The sequence below is a fragment of the Paracoccus sediminicola genome, from assembly GCF_027912835.1.
Taxonomy (GTDB): Bacteria; Pseudomonadota; Alphaproteobacteria; order Rhodobacterales; family Rhodobacteraceae; genus Paracoccus; species Paracoccus sediminicola.
The window spans coordinates 1,675,050-1,692,819 of record NZ_CP115768.1; the positions used below are offsets into that span (position 1 = coordinate 1,675,050).

Here is a 17,770-nt window from a genome sequence, read left to right on the forward strand (position 1 = left end):
TACGGCTCAGCCCCGCGCCGCGGCGCGGCAGGTGAAGGAGGCGGTCAGCAGATCGTCCCGGCTCATGCGGCAAGCCCCTTATAACCCGGCAGCGCGGCGACGCGCGCAATCCAGCGATTGATGCCGGGAAACCGCGCCATGTCAAACCCGCCCTTGCTTCCTGCGCTATGGGTGTAGCCGTAAAGACAGAGATCGGCGAGGCTCACCGCATCGCCCGCCAGCCAGTCATGCGCCGAAAGCCGGTCCTCCATGACCTGCAACAGCGCGTGGCCTCGCTCCAGCAACTCGGCCATCCGTTCGGGCGTGGCCAGATGGCGGCGGTTCTTATAGCTTTGCAACGCGGCACGCACGGCGATGACACCCTCATGCGCGTTCTGTTCCCAGAACATCCAGCCCAGCATCTGGGCACGGGCAAACCCATCCTCGGGCATGAACGCGCTTCCCTCACCCAGATAGCAGAGGATCGCATTCGATTCGGGCAACAGCCGCCCGCCCTCCAGCTCCAGCACCGGAGCCTTGCCAAAGGGCAGCCGCCCCTGCGCCTTCGCCTCGAGGATCTCGGTCGAGCTGTCCTCGACATCGACGATCTCGATCTCGCGGCCCAGCAACGAGAGCAACAGCCGCACCTTGTAGGAATTGCCGGAGGACGGCATCGAATAGAGTTTCATCGCTTCATCCTGACGCAAATATCCTCTGGGGGCTCCGGGGGGCGACGCGCCCCCGGTCCGGCGGCTCAGCCAGGTTGACGCAGAATGCGGGGCACCTTGAATTCGACATTTTCCTGCGCGGTTTCAACGATCTGCACGTCGACATCGAAGCGGTCGCGGAAGGCGTCGATCACCTCGTTCACCAGCACTTCCGGCGCGCTCGCCCCGGCGGTGACGCCGACCGAGCGGACCCCTTCCATCGCCCGCCAGTCGATCTGGTCGGCGCGCATGACCAGCTGGGCATAGTCGCAGCCCGCCGCCTTTCCGACTTCGACCAGACGGCGCGAGTTGGACGAGTTCGGCGCCCCGATCACCAACAGCGCGTCGATCCTGGGCGCGACTTCCTTGACCGCCGCCTGACGGTTGGTGGTGGCATAGCAGATGTCTTCCTTGGCCGGCCCGATGATCGAGGGGAACCGCGCCTGAAGCGCCCGGACGATGGCCGCGGTGTCATCGACCGAAAGCGTGGTCTGGGTGATGAAAGCCAGCCGCTCGGGATCGCGCGGTTCGATCCCGGCCACGTCCTCGACGGTTTCGACCAGCAGAACCTCGCCGGGCGGCAACTGGCCCATCGTACCAAGCACCTCGGGGTGGCCGGCATGGCCGATCATCACCATTTGCAGCCCGTCGGCATGGTGGCGCTCGGCCTCGACATGGACCTTGCTGACCAGCGGACAGGTCGCATCGACATAGATCATCTCGCGCCGCTGCGCCTCGGCTGGGACGGCCTTCGGCACGCCATGAGCCGAAAAGATGACCGGGCGGTCATCGGGGCATTCATCCAGCTCTTCGACAAAGACCGCGCCCTTCTCGCGCAGGCTGTCGACCACGAATTTGTTATGCACGATTTCGTGACGCACATAGACCGGCGCGCCCCATTTCTGCAGCGCCATCTCGACGATCTTGATCGCCCGGTCCACACCGGCGCAAAAGCCGCGAGGCGCGGCAAGATAGAGGGTCAGGGGGGGAAGCGCGTTGTCCATAGGCGGGACGTAACCTGCCGACGCGGGAAAATCCAGTGGACCCGTAGCGCGGGCCCTGCGTTGTGATCAGGAACGCCAACGAAAAGGAGTTGTGACGTGACCCATCCAATCCTCACCACCGCCACCGCTGTTCTGATCGCCAGCGGCGCCTCTGCCGCGCCCTGGCCACAGGGCGAGCCGAACACCGATTTCCAGCCCGCCTTCCCCGAGCAGACGCGGGCCGAGGCGATGGACAGCGGCATCACCCTGAAATCCGAACCTGTCGTGCAGGGTCTCGTCCATCCCTGGGCGGTCGAGCTGCTGCCCGATGGCGGCGCATTGATCACCGAACGGCCCGGGCGGCTGAAATATTATACCGGCAGCGAGGTGCATGACGTCACGGGCATCCCGGAGGTTTCGGCCGGCGGCCAGGGCGGTCTTCTGGACGTGGCGCTCTCGCCGGATTTCGCGGATAACCGTGTTATTTTCCTCAGCTATGCTGAACCGCGCGATGGCGGCAATGGCACCTCGGTCGCGCGCATGGTGCTGGCCGAGGACGGCATGTCGGTCAGCGATGTGCAGGTGATTTTCCGCCAGACACCGACCTATGACGGCGACAAGCATTTTGGCAGTCGCATCGTGCCGGCGCCCGACGGGACGCTGTTCATCACCCTTGGCGAGCGTTCCGACGTGCCGATCCGCGACACGGCGCAGGATATGCAGAACCATCTGGGCAAGCTGATCCGCATCACGCCGGACGGGAATATTCCCTCGGATAACCCCTATTCCGACGGACAGCAGGCGCTGCCCGAGATCTATGCCAGCGGGCTGCGCAACGTGCAGGCGGCGACGCTGGACGGCAACGGCGAGCTTTGGACCATCGAGCATGGCCCGCTTGGCGGCGACGAGGTCAACAAGCCGCAATCGGGTGAGAATTACGGCTGGCCCACCGTCTCTTACGGCTATAATTACGACGGCACGCGGGTCGGCAGCGGCGAGTCCTCGAAAGAGGGCTTCGCCGAGCCGATCTATTACTGGGACCCGGTGATCGCGCCGTCGGGGGCCGAATTCTATCAGGGCAATCTGTTCAGCGGCTGGCAGGGCGATCTGCTGATCGGGGCAATGAACCCGCCTGCCTTGGTACGGCTGACCATCGAGGGCGACCGCGTTACCGGGGAAGAACGTTTCGAACCCGGCATCGGCCGCATCCGCGACGTACAGGAAGCACCGGACGGCACGCTGTGGGTGGTGACGGACGAAGATGATGGCGGGCTTTACCGCCTGTCGCCCGAAGGCTGAACACGAAGGGGCCGGCCCGCATCCGGCCCCTGAAACGCCGATTTCTGTGCGTTCTCAGGTTTCTACGGTCTGCTCCTCGCGCGGCGCATATTCGCGCGGAGGTCGGCCGATCACCTCGCGCAGCGCATCCAGCTCGATGAAATTATCGGCCTGACGGCGAAGCTCGTCGGCGATCATGGGCGGCTGGCTGCGCGTGGTCGACACCACCGACACCCGCACCCCCTGACGCTGCAACGCATCGACGAGCGGGCGGAAATCCCCGTCGCCCGAGAACAGCACGGCGTGATCCAACCGCGGCGCGAGTTCCATCGCGTCCACGGTCAGCTCGATATCCATGTTGCCCTTGATCTTCCGGCGCCCGACGGCATCGGTGTATTCCTTTGCGGCCTTCGTCACGAGGGCGAAGCCGTTATATTGCAGCCAGTCGACAAGCGGACGGATGGGAGAATATTCTTCATTCTCCAGCAACGCGGTGTAGTAATAAGCGCGAAGCAGCTTTCCGCGGCGCTCAAATTCCTGCCGTAACAGCTTGTAATCAATGTCAAACCCGAGGGACTTGGCGGCGGCGTAAAGATTAGCACCATCAATGAACAGCGCCAGCCGATCGTCTTTATAGAACACGTAATCTCCTCGACACGCCTCTTGCGGTGCGTCAAATGATAATTGCAACTGCTGGAAACGACAGTCGAAACCAGAATGCCGACCAAATTATCGCTCATCGCTCTTGGGGCAAACTTGTCTTCTTTGGCAGGTTCGCCGGAGCAGACAATTCGATTCGCCATTAGGTTGATATCGGCCATTGACGGCGTCCAGCTTAAATCCGTCTCACGTTTTTACAGGACCCCTGCCTTTCCGGCCGGTAGCGGTCCGGAATTTGTCAATTGTTGCGCTGGCTTACAGAGCTGCATCGATCCTGCCGATTTGCTGGAAAATCTTCATTCGATCGAGGCGCGGCTTGGCCGGACGCGGGAAAACGGGCGTTGGAGCGCGCGTGGAATCGATCTCGATTTGCTCGCGAGAGGCGAAATGGTAACTCCTGACACACAGACATTTGACAAATGGAGGCGTCTTTCGCCCGAGCGACAGCGGGTTGAAACGCCGGATCGGATGATCCTGCCGCATCCGCGCATTCAGGATCGCGGTTTCGTGCTGGTCCCGCTGGCCGATATCGCGCCCGGCTGGCGGCATCCGCGCAGCGGGCTGACGGTGCGACAGATGCTGGCCGCCCTGCCCGCCGCTGCACGCGCCGAAATCCGGGCTTTTGCTTGACATTGGTGGCCCTTCTGATCACAAAGCGTTTTCCGCCTCTGTAACTGATTCGAACCGATAGGTGATTCATGGCTCGCGTGACCGTCGAAGACTGCGTTGACAAGGTTCCAAACCGCTTCGACCTGGTGATGCTCTCGGCCCATCGCGCCCGCGAGATCGCAACCGGCAGCCCGCTCACCGTCGAGCGTGACAACGACAAGAACCCCGTCGTCGCCCTGCGCGAAATCGCGGATGAAACCCAGCAGGTCGACGAGCTGCGAGAGCGCATGATCGAGGGCAATCAGACCCAGATCGAGGTTGACGAGCCCGAAGAGGATGCGATGGCGCTGATCCTCGGGGCCGAGGTCGAGCGTCCCAAGCCCGCCGACGAAGAATCCGAAGAAAAGATGCTGCGGATGATGCTGGAAGCGAACGAGCGCGGCTGACAGTAACGGGGTCTTCGAGTGGAAAAATTCGACGTCGAAGACCTTCTCGCGCTGATCCGCAACTATAATCCGCGCACCGACGAAGATCTGATCCGCCGGGCCTTCAGCTATGGTCAGCGGATGCATGATGGCCAGTTCCGTCATTCCGGCGAACCCTATTTCACCCATCCTGTTGCCGTCGCCGCCATTCTCACCGAGATGCGGCTCGACGATGCAACGCTGGTGACGGCGCTTCTGCACGACACGATCGAGGATACCCGTTCGACCTGGTCCGAGGTGGCCGAGAAATTCGGCCGCGACATTGCCGATCTGGTCGATGGCGTCACCAAGCTGACCAATCTCCAGCTCTCGGGCAGCCACTCGAAGCAGGCCGAGAATTTTCGCAAGCTTTTCATGGCGATGACGCGCGATCTTCGCGTGATCCTGGTGAAACTGGCCGACCGTCTGCACAATATGCGCACGATCCGCGCCATGCGGCCCGAGAAACAGGCCAAAAAGGCGCGCGAGACGATGGATATCTATGCACCTCTCGCCGGGCGCATGGGGATGCAGTGGATGCGCGAGGAGCTGGAGGATCTGGCCTTCAAGGTCATCAATCCCGAGGCCCGCAATTCCATCATACGGCGCTTCCTGACGCTGCAGAAGGAATCCGGCGATGTGATCGCCAAGATCACCGCCGATATCCGCACCGAGCTCGACCGCGAGGGGATCGAGGCCAATGTCTATGGCCGCGCCAAGCGCCCGTTCAGCGTCTGGCGCAAGATGCAGGAAAAGCAGCTCACCTTCTCGCGGCTGTCGGATATCTACGGCTTCCGGGTGATCGTCGGCACGGAAAGCGAATGCTACCGCGCGCTTGGCCTGATCCATCGTCGCTGGCGGGCAGTGCCGGGGCGGTTCAAGGATTATATCAGCCAGCCCAAGGCCAACGGCTATCGCTCGATCCATACCACGGTGACCGGGCGCGACGGCAAGCGGGTCGAGGTGCAGATCCGCACCCGCCAGATGCATGAGGTGGCCGAGGCCGGGGTCGCCGCGCATTGGGCCTATCGCGACGGCGTGCGCTCGACCAACCCCTTTGCGGTCGACCCGGCCGAGTGGATCGCGCAGCTGAACGAACGGCTGGGTGGCGAGGATCACGACGAGTTTCTCGAACATGTGAAGCTCGAGATGTATTCCGACCAGGTCTTCATCTTCACCCCCAAGGGCGATGTGATCCAGCTTCCCAAGGGGGCAACCCCGATCGACTTCGCCTATGCGATCCACACGCGGATCGGAAATTCCACGGTCGGCGCGAAGGTCGATGGCATCCGCGTGCCGCTCTGGACGCGGCTCAAGAACGGTCAGCTGGTCGAGATCATCACCGCCGCCGGCCAGCGCCCGCAGGCGGCGTGGCTGGAAATAGTGCAGACCGGGCGGGCGAAATCCGCCATCCGCCGCAGCCTGCGCGAGGAAGACCGCGCCCGGCTGATCCGGCTGGGGGCCGAGCTGGTGCGGATCAGCTTCGATCATCACGGGCGGCGCGTGACCGACAAGGCGCTGCGCACTGCCGCCTCTAAGCTGGCCCTGCCCGATGCGGATGAGCTTCTGGCCCGGATCGGCTGCGCGGAACTGTCGGCGCAGGAGGTTCTGGCCACGCTTTACCCCGAACTGGGCGAACGTAAGGAAACCGTCGATCCCAAGCGCCCTGTTGCAGGGCTGGAAGCGGATCAGTCCCTGAGCCGCGCGACCTGCTGCCAGCCCCTGCCGGGCGAGCGGATCGTCGGCATCACCTATCGCGGGCGCGGCGTCATCATCCATTCCATCGACTGCCCGGTTCTGGCCGGTCTCGACAATGAGGAAGACCTGAAACGCTGGGTGGATCTGCAATGGCGCGAGGGGCGCCACCCGCCCGCCTATCCGGTCACGCTGACGGCCACGATCCGCCATGATGCCGGGGTCCTGGGACGGATCTGCACGCTGATCGGCAGCCAGGGCGCGAATATCTCGGATCTGGTCTTCATAGACCGCAAGCCGGATTTCTACCGGCTCCAGATCGAGGTCGAGCTGCATGGCATGGATCAGCTTCACGCGCTGTTGACCGCGCTTGAGGCGGAATCGGACGTGGCGCAGGTGACGCGGCTGTTGCGCCCGGAACTTGCCCCATGACCCCGCGTTTAGCCGGCTGACGAGCAGTCCACGGCAATAAGATGTTCAAGCGCCGCAAGCCCCGCAGCTATTCGCAAATGGCGACCGAGATGATCTATCCGCGCGGCGGGTGGTGGCGGGCCGGGATCTATGTGCTGCACCGGCTGCGCCGCCTGCCGGATCAGCCGCATCGCATCGGCCGCGGCATGGCGGCGGGCGTTGCCGTATCCTTCACCCCACTATTCGGGTTCCATTTCCTGGCCGCGGCGGGGATCGCCTGGGCGCTTGGCGGAAATGTCCTGGCGGCGCTGCTGGCGACCTTTGTCGGCAACCCGATCACCTTTCCCTTCATCGCCTATAGCGCGACCTGGCTCGGCCGCGAGCTTCTCGGCACCCGCGGCAACCTGTCGCCGCGCATGATTCTGAACGAATTCGCCGACGCCTCGACGCAGATCTGGAACAATATCCATGCCATGTTCGGACCTGAGCGCGCGCATTGGGACCGGCTGCACAGTTTCTTCGACGATATCTTTCTGCCCTATCTGGTGGGCGGCACGATTCTTGGCATCCTCGCCGGGGTCGCCACCCATTACCTGACAGTGCCGGTGATCCGCGCCTATCACCGCCGCCGGGCGCGGGTTCTGGCAAAGCGGGTCGAGCGGATGCGTGACGCGGCCTCGTCCTCGGCGGCGGCATCTCATCGCGCCGGCCCTGCCCCCTTGCCGCCTCGCCCCGAACCGACCCGGCGCGACGAATAGGGGTTTTCATCGCCGCAACCATTTGTATAGTCACGGCTATGACCCGGATGCGACATAACGCCCCCAGCCGTGACGCGCAGAATGGCGCGCGTTTCGCCGTGAACCTCCGCGGTCTGCTGCTTCTTACGCTGCGCTGAGCGGGTCCCGCCGGGCCGCCGCTCAGCCGGTCCCGTGCCCGGCACCTGACCCATTCAAGCCAGAGAAGCGAAATGTCCGACGAAAACCGCGTATTCATCTTCGACACCACCCTGCGCGATGGCGAGCAATCGCCCGGCGCCACCATGTCCCATGCTGAAAAGCTGGAAATCGCCGCCATGCTCGACGAGATGCATGTCGATATCATCGAGGCCGGGTTTCCCATCGCCTCGGAAGGCGATTTCAAGGCGGTCTCCGAGATCGCCAGGCAAAGCCAGAACAGCGTCATCTGCGGGCTGGCGCGGGCGCAGCTGCCCGATATCGACCGTTGCTGGGAGGCGGTGAAACACGCAAAGCGCCCGCGCATTCACACTTTCATCGGCACCTCGCCGCTGCATCGCGCGATCCCCAATCTGGATCAGGACCAGATGGCCGAGCGGATCGAGCAGACCGTGACCCATGCCCGCAATCTCTGCGACAATGTGCAGTGGTCGCCGATGGACGCCACGCGGACCGAGCATGATTACCTGTGCCGCGTGGTGGAAATCGCGATCAAATGCGGCGCCACCACGATCAATATTCCCGATACGGTCGGCTATACCGCGCCGCGGGAAAGCGCCGAGCTGATCCGGATGCTTATCGAAAAGGTCCCCGGCGCGGATGAGGTGATCTTTGCGACCCATTGCCACAACGATCTGGGCATGGCGACGGCGAACAGCCTGGCCGCCGTCGAGGCGGGTGCACGACAGATCGAATGCACCATCAACGGGTTGGGCGAACGCGCGGGCAACACCGCTCTGGAAGAGGTCGTGATGGCGATGCGGGTGCGCAATGATATCATGCCCTTCTCGACCGGGATCGACACCACGAAGATCATGGGGCTGTCGCGCCGTGTGGCCCAGGTCTCGGGCTTTCCGGTGCAGTTCAACAAGGCGATCGTCGGCAAGAATGCGTTCCTGCATGAATCCGGCATTCATCAGGACGGCGTGCTCAAGAATGTCGAGACATTCGAGATCATGAAACCCGCCGATATCGGCCTGAATGCTGCCAATATCGCGATGGGCAAGCATTCCGGCCGGGCGGCGCTGCGCTCCAAGCTGAAAGATCTGGGATATGAGGTCGGCGACAACCAGCTGAAAGACGTGTTCGTCCGCTTCAAGGCTCTGGCCGACCGCAAGAAAGAGGTCTTCGACGAAGACATCGTCGCGCTGATGCAGGACAGCGCCGCGAATACCGGCGACGACTTTTTGCAGGTCAAGCATTTGCGCGTGGTTTGCGGCTCGGACGGGCAGACGGCGGATCTGACGCTGATCGTGGACGGGCAGGAACAGACCGCCTCGACCACCGGCGACGGGCCGGTGGATGCGGTGTTCAACGCGGTCAAGCAGATCTATCCGCATAACGCGGTGCTTCAGCTCTATCAGGTTCATGCGGTGACGGAGGGAACCGATGCGCAGGCGACGGTTTCCGTGCGCATGGAGGAAGAGGGCCGCATCGCCACCGGCCAGTCGGCGGATACCGACACGATCCTCGCCAGCGTCAAGGCCTATGTCGGCGCGCTGAACCGGCTGCGGGTCCGCCGCGGCCAGGTCGGTGAAGGCGCCGACGCCAAGCAGGTCAGCATGTATTCGCACTGAAATCCCATGGGAGCGTCCTCCTTCGGGGCGGTGCTTCCATGCGATTTTCGCGGCCTCCGGGGCGACGATGCCCGTGACCGCTTCCCCGTATAATCTTGCGCGTCCGGCGGCGACGGCGATGCTGTGCCCGCCGGAGGCTGCACCCTGCGGCGCCAATCAAGAATAGGGTTTCGCGCTCGCGGCTGCTGGCCTATACGAGGCGTCATTCTGCGCTTCGGGGTGACTCGTGCCGCAGTCACGGACCAGACCAGGCCGGGAGAAGCCCGGCATTAAGGACAAGGCAATATGGCATTCTTCGGGCTGTTTTCGACGGATATTGCAATCGATCTCGGGACGGCGAACACGCTGATCTACGTCAAGGGCAAGGGGATCATCCTGAACGAGCCCTCGGTGGTGGCCTATCACGTCAAGGACGGCAAGCGTCAGGTTCTGGCGGTGGGCGAGGATGCCAAGCTGATGCTGGGCCGCACCCCGGGCAGCATCGAGGCGATCCGGCCGATGCGCGAAGGCGTCATCGCGGATTTCGACAGCGCCGAAGAAATGATCAAGCATTTCATCAAGAAGGTGTTCAAGCGGACCACTTTCTCGAAGCCCAAGATCATCGTCTGTGTGCCGCATGGCGCGACTCCGGTGGAAAAACGTGCGATCCGCCAGTCGGTGCTGTCGGCGGGCGCCCGCAAGGCGGGGCTGATCGCGGAACCCATCGCGGCGGCAATCGGTGCGGGGATGCCCATCACCGATCCCACCGGCAGCATGGTGGTCGATATCGGCGGCGGCACCACCGAGGTTGCGGTGCTGTCGCTGGGCGATGTGGTCTATGCACGCTCGGTCCGGATCGGCGGCGACCGGATGGATGACGCGATCATCAATTATCTGCGCCGCAACCATAACCTGCTGATCGGCGATCAGACGTCCGAGCGGGTCAAGACCTCGATCGGCACCGCGCGGATGCCCGATGACGGGCGCGGCGCGACGCTGCCGGTGCGCGGGCGCGATCTGCTGAATGGCGTCCCGCGCGAGCTGGAGATTACGCAGGCGATGGTGGCCGAGGCCCTGGCCGAACCCGTCCAGCAGATCTGCGAAGCGGTGATGGTCGCGCTGGAGGCGACGCCGCCCGATCTTGCGGCGGATATCGTCGACCGGGGCGTGATGCTGACCGGCGGCGGCGCGATGCTGGGCGATCTGGATCTGGCGCTGCGCGAGCAGACGGGGCTGTCGATCTCGATCGCCGACCAGCCGATGAGCTGCGTGGCGCTGGGCACCGGCAAGGCTCTGGAATATGAAAAGCAGCTGCGCCACGTCATCGATTACGACAGCTAAGGCGGAGGCGGCGCGATGGCCCGCAAGGGTTACGACTTTGCCACGCCTGTCCGCCGGATCCTGATCGGCCTGCTGGCCCTTTTCCTGCTGCTGCTATTCCTGTTCTGGCGGATCGACAGCCCCCGCGCCGAGGCGATGCGTTCGGATTTCGTGGATCGTTTCGTGCCGGGTTTCGAATGGGCGATGACGCCGGTGACGCGGATCACCCGCATGGTGTCGAGCCTGCAAAGCTATGCCCGCATCTATGAACAGAACCAGGAGCTGCGCCGCGAACTCCGCGAAATGGAGGGCTGGAAGGAAGCCGCCGTCCAGCTCAATCAGGAAAATGACAAGCTTCTGGCGCTGAACAATGTCCAGCTCGACCCGTCGCTGACCTCGATCACCGGAGTGGTGCTGACCGACAGCGGCACCGCGTTCAGGCAGTCGGTGTTGCTGAATGTCGGGCGCCGCGACGGGGTGGTCGATGGCTGGGCCGTAATGGACGGGCTGGGGCTGGTCGGGCGGATATCCGGTGTGGGCAGCCAGACCAGCCGGGTGGTGCTGCTGACCGATCCCTCATCGCGGATCCCGGTGCAGATCCAGCCCTCGAACGAGAACGCGCTGCTGAACGGCGACAACTCGATCCTGCCGACGCTGGATTTCATCGAACGGCCGGAGAATGTCCGCCCCGGCGACCGGGTGGTGAGTTCCGGCGATGGCGGTGTGTTCCCGCCCGATATTCTCGTCGGTCAGGTGGTCGAGGATGGCGAGGGCCGGCTGCGGCTGCGCATGGCCGCAGATTACGGAAGGCTGGAATTCCTGCGCGTGCTGCGCTCGCACCCGGCCGAACGGCTGGAGGATGGCGGCGCGCTGATCCTGCCGCCCGATCCGGGCATGATCGGCCCGCAATTCCCCGCCGCCCCGGCAGAGCGTCCCGCCGCCAGTGCCGCGACCGACGGAGGCAGCGACGAGGACGCCACTGCCGAAAGCATCATGCGTGACAGCGATGAGCGACAGCAGCAACTGCAAGACAGCGGCGCGGCAGACCGATGAGCGCGGCGATCAGGCGGCGGAAATTCGTCGGGATCTCGGTCTATATCGGCCTCGGCCTGGCCTTTCTATTCTTCCGGCTCATGCCGCTCAGCCCCGGTGATCCTGGGCTGCCGGGGCCGGATCTGGCGCTGTGCCTGACCTTCGCCTGGCTTCTGCGCCGCCCCGACCAGCTTCCCGCGATCATCATCGTGGCGCTGACACTGACCGGGGATTTCCTGCTGTCACGCCCGTTCGGGTTGTGGAGCTTCGTGATGCTCTGCGGCACCGAGATGCTGCGGCCCCGCAGCCAGAGATGGTCCGATCAAGCCTTCTTGTTCGAGTGGCTGCGGATCGCATTGTTGATGGGGTTGATGATGCTTGGATACCGGCTGATGATGATGCTGGTCCTGCTGCCGGTGCCGGGTCTGGGGCCGGTCATGCTACAATGGCTGGCGACGGTGGCCGCCTATCCGGTGATGGTGCTCTTTATCCATGTCATCGGCGTGCGGCGGCTGAGCGCCGCAGAAATCGAGATGATGGTGCGTTAATGCGGAAATCGCCCAAGGATGTGATCGACAGCGCGCGGATGATCTCGCGCCGCGGGGTGATGCTGGGCGCGGCGCAGGCAGCGGTGATCGGCACGCTGGCCTGGCGGATGCGTTCGATGCAGATCGAGCATGCCGATGAATATCGGCTGCTGGCGGATGGCAACTCGATCAAGATCCGGCTGCTGCCGCCGGTGCGCGGGCTGATCCATGACCGCAATGGCCGCGTCATCGCCGGGAACGAGCAGAATTACCGCGCCACCATCACCCGCGAACTGGCCGGTGATGTAGACAGCGTCGTCGCCAAGCTGCGCCGTCTGGTGGCGATGTCGGACGAGGAAGCCGCCGAATTGCTGGAGACGATCTCGAAGCGCAGCGCCATCACCCCGGTCAGCATTGGCGAACATCTGAGCTGGGACGAGTTCAGCTCGATCGCGGTGAACGCCCCTGCCCTGCCTGGCGTGCAGCCGGAATCGGTGCTGTCGCGCGTCTATCCGCAGCGCGGCGATTTCGCGCATGTGCTTGGCTATGTCGGGCGGGTGTCGGATTACGACCTGTCGAAGATGGAAGACCCCGATCCCGTGCTGATGCTGCCGGAGTTTCAGTTCGGCAAGGTCGGCGTGGAAAGCAAGCTGGAACCGATCCTGCGCGGCAAGGCCGGCACGCGGAAGGTCGAGGTCAACGCCGCCGGGCGCGAAATGCGAGAGCTGTCGCGGCAGGAGGGTCAGCAGGGCGCCACGGTTCAGATGACGCTGGATGCCGGGCTTCAGAACTATGCCGTGCAGCGGCTGGGAGAGGAATCTGCAGCCGCGGTGGTCATCGATGTGACCAATGGCGACATCATGGCGATTGCCTCGGCACCGGTCTTCGATCCCAACCTGTTCGTGCGCGGGATCTCGTCGGCGGATTACCGGGCGCTGATGGAACATGACCACCGCCCGCTGGCCGACAAGACCGTGCAGGGCGTCTATCCGCCGGGCTCTACCTTCAAGATGGCGACGCTTCTGGCCGGGCTCGAGGCCGGGGTCATCAATGGCGGCTCTCGTTTCTTCTGCAACGGCGCGCTCGAGGTGGCGGGCCGCAAGTTCCATTGCTGGAGCCGGGGTGGCCATGGCCATGTCGATCCGGTCGAAAGCCTGCAACGCTCTTGCGACGTGTTCTATTACGAAACCGCGCGGCTGGTCGGGATCGACCGTATCGCCGCGATGGCGCGCCGCTTGGGTATGGGGGTCGAGCACGAGCTGCCCATGTCGGCTGTCGCCGCAGGCATCGCGCCCGACAAGGCCTGGAAACATGAGCGCTATGGCTCATCCTGGGTGATCGGGGATTCCCTGAACGCCTCGATCGGTCAAGGCTTCGTGCTGGCCTCTCCGCTGCAACTGGCGGTGATGTCGGCCCGCGTCGCGACGGGGCGCGAGGTCAGGCCAAGGCTCGTGCGCGCGGTGGATGGCATCCCCGAGCCGGTTGCGGAATTCGCCGATCTCGGCATCCCCGAGAATTTCCTCGGCATCGCACGGCGCGGCATGGATGCGGTGATGAACAGCAGCAGCGGCACGGCGCGTTCGTCCCGGATCGTGGCAGAGGAGTGGCGCATGGCCGGCAAGACCGGCACCAGCCAGGTCCGCAACATCACCGCCGCCGAGCGCGCCCGCGGCGTCATCCGCAACGACCAGCTTCCGTGGAACCGCCGGGACCACGCGCTGTTCGTCTGTTTTGCCCCTTACGACGCACCGAAATACGCGGTGTCGGTCGTGGTCGAACATGGCGGTGGCGGCTCGGCTGTGGCGGCACCGATCGCGCGCGACATTCTGCTTTATGCGCTGGCGGGCGGTGTGCCTCCGCTCACCGCTTATCCAGACGGTCAGCGCGCGGGGATCGAAGAGATGCACCGCAATATGCGGCTTTATAATCCGGTCGCCACAAGCAGCAGCGGGAGCACGCGAGCCTGATGAGCTATCTCGATTATCAGGTTGCCGAAACGCCGCGCGGGCTGCGCAAGATCTTTTACCTCAACTGGCCGCTGGTGTTTCTGCTGACGGCTGTGGCCTCGGTCGGGTTCCTGATGCTGTATTCGGTGGCGGGCGGCGATATCGACACTTGGGCCCGCCCGCAGATGGAGCGTTTTGCGGTGGGCATGGTCGCGATGATCGCTCTGGCTTTCGTGCCGATATGGTTCTGGCGCGGGATTTCCGTTTTTGCCTATCTGGGCTGTATCGCCTTGCTGATCGCGGTGGATCTGTTCGGCCATGTCGGCATGGGTGCGCAGCGCTGGATCGATCTCGGTCCGATCAGGCTGCAACCCTCGGAACTGATGAAAATCGCGCTCGTGCTTGTGCTGGCCGCCTATTACGACTGGCTGGACCTGTCCAAGGTCTCGCATCCGTTCTGGGTGCTGGTGCCGGTGGTGCTGATCCTGATCCCCACCGGGCTGGTGCTGCAACAGCCCGATCTGGGCACCTCGCTTCTGCTGCTGATGGGCGGCGCCATCGTGATGTTCGCGGCGGGGGTCAGCCTGTGGTATTTCGGTGCCGTCATCGCCGCCGGGGCCGGCGCGGTCTGGACTGTGCTGGAAAGCCGCGGAACAAGCTGGCAGCTTCTGCATGATTACCAGTTCCGCCGCATCGACACATTCCTCGATCCGTCATCCGACCCGCTCGGCGCGGGGTACAACATCACCCAGGCGCATATCGCGCTGGGTTCCGGCGGATGGTCGGGACGCGGCTTCATGCAGGGCACGCAATCCCGGCTGAACTTCCTGCCCGAGAAAGAGACCGATTTCATCTTCACCACGCTCGCCGAGGAGTTCGGCTTCATCGGCGCGGGATCGCTTCTGCTGCTTTATGCGCTGATCGTCGGCTTCTGCCTGTATTCCGCGCTGACCAATCGCGACCGCTTTGCCAGCCTGCTGACCATCGGCATCGCGGGAACCTTCTTCCTGTTCTTCGCGATCAATATGGGCATGGTCATGGGGCTGCTGCCGGTGGTCGGCGTGCCTCTGCCGCTGGTGAGCTATGGCGGCACGGCGATGATGATCCTGCTGATGGCCTTCGGCATGGTCCAGTCGGCCCATACTCACCGACCGCGCTGACCGCCCGCCCCGCACGGTGGGAGGTTTCGCTCCGGCGCGGGCGGGGATAGGGTGCGGATCAGCAACCGACCGCAGGAGGAAGACCGGATGCGCGTTCTCTTTGCCGCCGACGGGTGGGATGTCTGGGCGCCTGCCCTGCGCGAGGCCTGCCCCGAGATGGAGCTGGTGCAGGACGCCGCAGCCGACAGCGTCGATGCGATCATCTATGCGCCGAATGGCGGCGGCTGCGACTTCGCGGCCTATCCCTCTGCGAAGCTGGTGCAGAGCCTCTGGGCCGGGGTCGAGCGTATCGCCCCCGATGAGACGCTGACCCAGCCCCTGGCCCGGATGGTCGATCCGTCACTTGAACAGGGGATGGTCGAATTCTGCGCCGGGTGGACGCTGCGGCTGCATCTGGAGATGGACCGCTTTGCGCAGGACGGCCGGTGGCGCAACGAGGCCGTGCCGCCGCTCGCCTCTGCGCGCCGGGTCACGGTGTTCGGCGCGGGCGCGCTTGGCGGGGCGGTGGCGAAAGCGCTGCGCAGGCTGGGCTTCGATGTTGCGACCTGGTCGGCATCGGGCCGGAGCACGGGCGACATTCCGGCGCTCGCGGGGCAGGATTTTGACGCGGCTCTGGCGCGGTCCGACATCGCCATCCTGCTGCTGCCGGATACCGCAGGCACGCGCGATCTGTTCGACGCCGAGGCCATTGCGCGGATGCCGGAGGGCGCGGCGTTGATCAATCCCGGTCGCGGCACGCTGATCGACGACGGGGCCCTGATCGCTGCGCTGGATCGCGGTCATCTGCGCCACGCGGTGCTCGACGTGTTTCGGACCGAACCGTTACCCGAGGATCACCCGTTCTGGTCCCATGACAACATCACCGTCACCCCGCATATCGCCGCCGCGACACGGCCGGAAACCGGCGCGCCGGTCGCCGCCGAGAATATCCGGCGCGCCATGCGCGGCGAGACGCCGCTGCATCTCGTGGATCGCAGCCGGGGCTATTAGAAGCGCAGCTTGGGCGGCTTGTCGGGATCGCTGCCGGGTGCCACCGGACCGGTGCCGCGCGGCGGGGCCTCCGCCTCGTCGAGCCTCAAGATCAGCGCGCCGGCGGGTAGTCCGAGATCGAACGCGACATCGCAGCGATCCGGCAGTGGCGGCAGAAAGGCCATGAGCTCGGACAGCGCCTTCGCGATGCGCGGGCGCTCTTCTTCCGAAGCGCCCGACACGGCGATCAGATGGCCGGACGCGCCGTCGGGCCAATGCGCCTCGACAAGCGCCGCGCTCTCGGCCAGGCCCGCCATATCGGTAAGACGCTGGGCCAGCGGCTCGGAAAGCGCCGCGACCATCTCGGGCCGGGGCGCGGACAGGCGCGCAGCTGCTGCGTCCTGTTCTTCGGGCGCGGCATTAAGCGCCTGCGCCAGCCAGCCAAGCGTCGCGGCGTCGAGCAGCATCTCGGACGGATCGCCGGAATTGACCATCAGCCCGATTTGCTGGGCCGAGAGCATCGCCGCCAATGCCCGGCCCGGCAGCGCGGCATAGGCGACCGGCTCGCCGAAGAATCCCGAGAGACGTTCTTCCAGATCCGCCGCGACCGCCATCTGGGCTGCGCCGAGATCGAAGAGCCGCAGCGTCACCTTGTTGCCCGCGGGCTCGGCGGCAAGCGCAACGAACAGCTCTGTATCGGCGAGCCGGTTCAGCACCCTCGCCCGCGCGGCATCCGGCAATTCGTGAAACGGCACGCGGCACAGCGCATCAAGCGGGGTCATTCAGCACCTCTTGCACACGGGCGCGCAAAACCGGCAGCAGCTCGTCTGCGAACCACGGATTGCGCCTGAGCCACCCGGTATTGCGCCATGACGGATGAGGCAAGGGGATCGCGCCGGGAAGATGCTGCCGCCAACCGGCAACGGTTTCCGTCACGCTGCGCTTCGTCCAGAGGTGCCAGCGCTGCGCATGGCCGCCGATCAGCAGCATCAGCCGGGGCCGCAGCCGTGCCATGACGGCATCGCGCCATGTCGCCGCGCAGATCGGCGGCGGCGGCAGGTCGGAACCCTTCGCGTCGTAACCCGGAAAGCAGAACGCCATCGGCACGATCGCGATGCGGCCTTGGTCATAGAATATCCGCTCGTCGATTCCCATCCACGCGCGCAACCTTTCGCCAGAGCGATCGTCGAAGGGCCTGCCACTCGCATGAACCCGCGCGCCGGGGGCCTGCCCGACGATCAGCAATCGCGCGCCCGGCGCGAACCAGACCACCGGGCGCGGATGGTGCCCGGTCTTGGTGGCGGCAAACCGGTCGGCGCAGATCCGGCAGCGGCGGATTTCGTCGGCAAGCTGGCGGGTCGCGTTCATCGTCGCAGGCTAGCGCGAGGCCGGCGGCTGCGAAAGCACTTCTGAAGGGTTGTAAACCATGCGCTCAACCATCGGTGGACTTCGCGCAGCTTCCTTCCTATCTTGCCCCGGCCCGGTCATGTCATCTTCGGGGGAGATTTAACGGTTCGGGTC

General features: G+C 64.6%; 17 protein-coding genes. 12 read left to right on the forward strand and 5 right to left on the reverse strand.

Annotation, left to right across the window (positions count from 1 at the left end):
* Positions 1–62: 62 nt before the first annotated feature.
* Both PAF18_RS08265 and ispH read right to left on the reverse strand, forming a co-directional pair.
* Positions 63–668 (reverse strand): glutathione S-transferase family protein, encoded by a 606-nt coding sequence (locus PAF18_RS08265; RefSeq protein WP_271115281.1) that lies wholly within the window; start codon positions 666–668, stop codon positions 63–65.
* 65 nt (positions 669–733) lie between these two features.
* Positions 734–1,690: a 4-hydroxy-3-methylbut-2-enyl diphosphate reductase gene (ispH, locus tag PAF18_RS08270; RefSeq protein ID WP_271115282.1), complete on the reverse strand. Its 957-nt coding sequence runs from the start codon at positions 1,688–1,690 to the stop codon at positions 734–736.
* A gap of 96 nt (positions 1,691–1,786) precedes the next feature.
* On the opposite strand from ispH, the gene PAF18_RS08275 reads away from it, so the two are divergent.
* Complete coding sequence (locus PAF18_RS08275) at positions 1,787–2,968, forward strand: PQQ-dependent sugar dehydrogenase (protein WP_271115283.1); 1,182 nt, start codon at positions 1,787–1,789, stop codon at positions 2,966–2,968.
* Between the two features lie 54 nt (positions 2,969–3,022).
* Here the strand turns inward: PAF18_RS08275 and PAF18_RS08280 are convergent, their stop codons facing one another.
* Positions 3,023–3,589 carry a LabA-like NYN domain-containing protein gene (locus PAF18_RS08280; RefSeq protein ID WP_271115284.1) on the reverse strand — a complete coding sequence of 189 codons (567 nt, stop codon included), beginning with the start codon at positions 3,587–3,589 and terminating at the stop codon, positions 3,023–3,025.
* Positions 3,590–3,664: 75 nt separating this feature from the next.
* Here PAF18_RS08280 and folK point away from each other — a divergent pair, with 75 nt between their 5' ends.
* From folK to PAF18_RS08335, 11 genes are all read left to right on the forward strand, one after another.
* Positions 3,665–4,237: a 2-amino-4-hydroxy-6-hydroxymethyldihydropteridine diphosphokinase gene (folK, locus tag PAF18_RS08285; protein WP_271115285.1), complete on the forward strand. Its 573-nt coding sequence runs from the start codon at positions 3,665–3,667 to the stop codon at positions 4,235–4,237.
* A gap of 68 nt (positions 4,238–4,305) precedes the next feature.
* Entirely contained in the window at positions 4,306–4,662 is a 357-nt protein-coding gene (rpoZ, locus tag PAF18_RS08290) for a DNA-directed RNA polymerase subunit omega (RefSeq protein ID WP_271115286.1), read from the forward strand.
* 18 nt (positions 4,663–4,680) lie between these two features.
* Positions 4,681–6,807, forward strand: coding sequence for a RelA/SpoT family protein (locus PAF18_RS08295; protein ID WP_271115287.1), 2,127 nt, complete (start codon positions 4,681–4,683; stop codon positions 6,805–6,807).
* 41 nt (positions 6,808–6,848) lie between these two features.
* Positions 6,849–7,544 (forward strand): DUF2062 domain-containing protein, encoded by a 696-nt coding sequence (locus PAF18_RS08300; protein ID WP_271115288.1) that lies wholly within the window; start codon positions 6,849–6,851, stop codon positions 7,542–7,544.
* Positions 7,545–7,753: 209 nt separating this feature from the next.
* Positions 7,754–9,316, forward strand: a complete 1,563-nt coding sequence (locus PAF18_RS08305) for a 2-isopropylmalate synthase (protein ID WP_271115289.1) — start codon at positions 7,754–7,756, stop codon at positions 9,314–9,316.
* 285 nt (positions 9,317–9,601) lie between these two features.
* Positions 9,602–10,636, forward strand: a complete 1,035-nt coding sequence (locus PAF18_RS08310) for a rod shape-determining protein (protein WP_271115290.1) — start codon at positions 9,602–9,604, stop codon at positions 10,634–10,636.
* Positions 10,637–10,651: 15 nt separating this feature from the next.
* Positions 10,652–11,668, forward strand: a complete 1,017-nt coding sequence (mreC, locus tag PAF18_RS08315; protein ID WP_271115291.1) for a rod shape-determining protein MreC — start codon at positions 10,652–10,654, stop codon at positions 11,666–11,668.
* Complete coding sequence (locus tag PAF18_RS08320) at positions 11,665–12,195, forward strand: rod shape-determining protein MreD (protein ID WP_271115292.1); 531 nt, start codon at positions 11,665–11,667, stop codon at positions 12,193–12,195. The genes mreC and PAF18_RS08320 overlap by 4 nt, the downstream gene beginning before the upstream one ends.
* Positions 12,195–14,141 carry a penicillin-binding protein 2 gene (mrdA, locus tag PAF18_RS08325; RefSeq protein ID WP_271115293.1) on the forward strand — a complete coding sequence of 649 codons (1,947 nt, stop codon included), beginning with the start codon at positions 12,195–12,197 and terminating at the stop codon, positions 14,139–14,141. Before PAF18_RS08320 ends, mrdA begins: the two co-directional genes overlap by 1 nt.
* The gene (gene rodA / locus PAF18_RS08330) at positions 14,141–15,280 is read left to right on the forward strand and encodes a rod shape-determining protein RodA (RefSeq protein WP_271115294.1); all 1,140 of its coding nucleotides are present in this window, start codon (positions 14,141–14,143) and stop codon (positions 15,278–15,280) included. Before mrdA ends, rodA begins: the two co-directional genes overlap by 1 nt.
* A gap of 87 nt (positions 15,281–15,367) precedes the next feature.
* A complete protein-coding gene (locus PAF18_RS08335) occupies positions 15,368–16,270 on the forward strand; it encodes a 2-hydroxyacid dehydrogenase (protein ID WP_271115295.1) in 903 nt (300 codons plus the stop codon).
* On the opposite strand, the gene PAF18_RS08340 is transcribed toward PAF18_RS08335, so the two are convergent.
* Together PAF18_RS08340 and PAF18_RS08345 are read right to left on the reverse strand one after the other, a co-directional pair.
* Entirely contained in the window at positions 16,267–17,031 is a 765-nt protein-coding gene (locus tag PAF18_RS08340; protein WP_271115296.1) for an SseB family protein, read from the reverse strand. The genes PAF18_RS08335 and PAF18_RS08340 overlap by 4 nt on opposite strands.
* Positions 17,018–17,617: a uracil-DNA glycosylase family protein gene (locus PAF18_RS08345; protein ID WP_271115297.1), complete on the reverse strand. Its 600-nt coding sequence runs from the start codon at positions 17,615–17,617 to the stop codon at positions 17,018–17,020. Before PAF18_RS08345 ends, PAF18_RS08340 begins: the two co-directional genes overlap by 14 nt.
* Between the last annotated feature and the right edge of the window lie 153 nt (positions 17,618–17,770).